Annotated in this window: 5 protein-coding genes; 4 read left to right on the top strand and 1 reads right to left on the bottom strand. The window is 72.8% G+C overall.

Annotation, left to right across the window (positions count from 1 at the left end; all coding sequences use genetic code 11):
* On the top strand, positions 1–208 hold a 208-nt coding region (locus ACWDX9_RS61870), incomplete at its 5' end, for a hypothetical protein (protein ID WP_449973208.1).
* A gap of 2 nt (positions 209–210) precedes the next feature.
* Entirely contained in the window at positions 211–1,128 is a 918-nt protein-coding gene (locus ACWDX9_RS61865; RefSeq protein WP_449973207.1) for a hypothetical protein, read from the top strand.
* A gap of 8 nt (positions 1,129–1,136) precedes the next feature.
* Here the strand turns inward: ACWDX9_RS61865 and ACWDX9_RS61860 are convergent, their stop codons facing one another.
* Positions 1,137–1,469, bottom strand: a complete 333-nt coding sequence (locus ACWDX9_RS61860; RefSeq protein ID WP_449973206.1) for an ArsR/SmtB family transcription factor — start codon at positions 1,467–1,469, stop codon at positions 1,137–1,139.
* Positions 1,470–1,561: 92 nt separating this feature from the next.
* Between ACWDX9_RS61860 and ACWDX9_RS61855 the strand changes: the two genes are divergently transcribed.
* Together ACWDX9_RS61855 and ACWDX9_RS61850 are read left to right on the top strand one after the other, a co-directional pair.
* A complete protein-coding gene (locus tag ACWDX9_RS61855; protein WP_449973205.1) occupies positions 1,562–2,554 on the top strand; it encodes a zinc-dependent alcohol dehydrogenase family protein in 993 nt (330 codons plus the stop codon).
* 42 nt (positions 2,555–2,596) lie between these two features.
* Positions 2,597–3,024: TetR/AcrR family transcriptional regulator (locus ACWDX9_RS61850; protein WP_449973209.1), on the top strand; the 428-nt coding region annotated here is incomplete at its 3' end.

Here is a 3,024-nt window from a genome sequence, read left to right as displayed (position 1 = left end):
TTCGAGGGCATCCGCCATATACTCGCCCTCGCGGGCGAGCGTGGTGCCGCCGAGCACGGCCCAGGTGGCGGCGGCCGAGTGGTGCGGGGCGCGCGGCGAGATCCCCGAGGTACGCGCCATGGCCGCCCGCAGGGGCGGTAGCGGCCTGCTGCGCGAGACCCGACGGCTGCACGACCTGCTCACCGGCGACAACGGCCAGGAAGGATGACCATGGCGGCCAGACGATCCCGAAAGAACAAGCACTGGCGGACCCGGCACGACGAGGGCCACGCCCTGCGGCTGGAGATCGGCGACCTCGCCCGCGCCGCCGCCGAGCCGGGCTGGACGCGGCTGGAGGTCCGTCGCGCCCAGGTCGGCTCGTACGCGCGGACCACGCTCACCCGCGACGGCCGCGAGATCGCCGCCGAGGGGTTGGACGAGCCATTCCAGCGCCTGCGCGAGCTCTCCTACCAGGCCGATTCCGGCACCTGGTTCACCTGCGAGCTGGCGTTCCCGGCCGGCAGCCGGGGCTACACCGGGCGCGTCGACTCCTCCGCGCCGCCGTTCGAGGACGTGCCCGCGCCGGCGGTGCTGGCGGAGCTGACCACGTTCCCCCGCACGGAGTCGCCCGGATGGCTGCTGGCCGCGCTTCCGACCGCCGCGCCGATCGGCATGCCCACGACGTACGGCGAACACTACGACCGCCGCTACACCTCTTGGGGCGACGACGACTCCGGCCGCCGCCCGCCGCCTCCGCCCCCGATCCACGGGGACGTCGCCTACGTCCCGGCCGCGGCCATGACCTGCCGCGACTTCGGCCGGCGCGACGAGCGTCGCCAGCGCGTGGTCTTCCTGGCGGAGTCGGCCGGCGACGACGAGTCCGAGCACCTCTACGTGATGGGCTACGAGGAGGTCTACGGGGTGATCCGGCCCGGCAGCCGCGGCACCAGCGAGGGCGTGCGCTCCATCACCCTGGATGAGTCGGCGCTCCGGTTCGAGCTGACGCCCGAGGCCGCCGACGCGCTGGGGACCGAGACCACGTTCGAGGCCCGCCTCGAACTGCCGCCCGAGACGATCGCCGAGCTCCGCACCGCCCTGGGCTTCGTGCTCGGACCTGTCGCCCAGGCCCCGGAGCGCATCGGCTTCTGAAGCCGGGGTCAGCCGGCGAGAGGCTGGGCCGCGCGGGCCTGGGGGGTGGTGAGGGCGGTGAGGAGGCCGGGGAACGCCTCGTCCATCTCGTCCCGGCGCAGGGTGTTCATCCGGGCGGTCCCGACGTAGTACTGCCGGATCAGGCCCGCCTCGCGCAGCACGTTGAAGTGGTGGGTGGCGGTGGACTTGCTGACCGGTATGTCGAAGTCGCCGCACTTGATGTCCTCGCCGGAGGCGTCGAGCTGCGTGACGATGCTCCGGCGTACCGGATCGACGAGGGCTTCCAGCACCTGCTGGAGGCCGAACTGTGACACCTCGGGGTGCGGCGGTGTGCGTCCCATGGGCCAATAGTACGACAGACATCGAAGTTTGACGACGATCGTACTTCTCTCTACAGTGAGCCGCGTTCGAGCTGAGAGAGAAGGACGTTGTCATGGCGAGGACTGTGCGGTTCCACGAGGTCGGCGGGCCCGAGGTGATGCGGCTGGAGGACCTGGAGCCAGGCGAGCCGGGGCCGGGCGAGGTGCGGATCCGGGTGGACGCGATCGGGGTCAACCGGGCGGAGGCGCTGTTCCGGAGCGGCCGGTACATCGAGCCGGTCAAGCGGTTCCCGGCCGGGCTCGGCTCCGAGGCCGCGGGGGTGATCGAGGCGATCGGCCCGGAGGTGACCGGGTTCGAGGAGGGGCAGGCGGTCAGCGTCGTGCCGAACTTCTCCTACAACGACTACGGCATGTACGCCGAACGGGCGATCGCGCCGGCGAGCTCGCTCGTGCCGCGCCCCGACGGGGTGGACGCGGTCTCCGGCGCGGCGGTGTGGATGCCCTACCTGACGGCCTATGGCGCGATGGTGGAGGTCGGCGGGATGCGGGCGGGCGACGTGGCGGTGGTGAACGCGGCCTCCAGCGGCGTCGGCCTGGCCGCGATCCGCACGGCCGGCCGCCTGGGCGCCACGCCGATCGCCGTCACCCGCACCGATGCCAAGAGACGGCGGCTGATCGAGGAGGGCGCGGCCGAGGTGATCGTCTCGGACGAGGAGGACGTGGCGGGCCGCATCCTGACGCTGACCGGCGGCCGGGGCGCCGAGTACGTCTTCGACGCCGTCGCCGGACCGGGCGTGACGGAGCTGGCCAGAGCGGTGGCGGCCGATGGGACGCTGTTCCTGTGGGGTGCGCAGAGCGGGCAGCCGACGCCCTATCCGGGGTTCGACCTGGGCATGCCGGCGCTGAACCTGCGCACGTACACGGTGCATGAGATCACCAGGGATCCGCGGCGGATGCGCCGCGCCGCGGCGTTCGTCGCCTCGGGGCTGCGCACCGGGGCCTTCCGCGCGGTGGTGGACCGCGTGTTCCCGCTGGAGGAGGTCGTGGGGGCGCACCGGCACATGGAGTCCAACACCCAGTTCGGCAAGATCGTCGTCACGCCGTAGTTGCCTTCTGTACCTACTAGTATGTACGCTCGTGGCGTGGACATGAGGGAACGGTTGATCGAGAGCACCCGCGAGCTGCTGTGGGAGCGCGGCTACGTGGGCACCTCGCCGAAGGCGATCCAGCAGCGGTCCGGGGCGGGCCAGGGCAGCATGTACCACCACTTCCGCGGCAAGCCCGACCTGGCGCTGGCCGCGATCACCCGCAGCGCCGAGGAGATGCGCGCCCGCGCGGAGGCGGAGCTGTCCGGGCCGGGCAGCCCGGTCAGGCGGATCACCGCCTACCTGAGCCGGGAGCGCGACGCGCTGCGGGGCTGCCCGGTCGGCCGGCTGACCCAGGACCCGGACGTGATGGCCGATCCCGAGCTGCGCCGTCCGGTCGAGGAGACCTTCTCCTGGCTGCGGACCCGGCTCGCCGCCGTCCTCGCGCAAGCGCAGGCCGACGGCGAGCTCGCCGCCGGGCCGGACCCGGT

The sequence above is a fragment of the Nonomuraea sp. NPDC003201 genome (assembly GCF_053590415.1).
Note: the sequence above shows the minus strand (reverse complement) of the source record. Positions and strands in the feature narration are given on the sequence as shown.

Bases quoted from the DNA above. Each gene is read 5' to 3' on its own strand.
- ACWDX9_RS61865 (WP_449973207.1), top strand. From the start codon at position 211: ATGGCGGCCAGACGATCCCGAAAGAACAAGCACTGGCGGACCCGGCAC.
- ACWDX9_RS61860 (WP_449973206.1), bottom strand. From the start codon at position 1,469: ATGGGACGCACACCGCCGCACCCCGAGGTGTCACAGTTCGGCCTCCAG.
- ACWDX9_RS61855 (WP_449973205.1), top strand. From the start codon at position 1,562: ATGGCGAGGACTGTGCGGTTCCACGAGGTCGGCGGGCCCGAGGTGATG.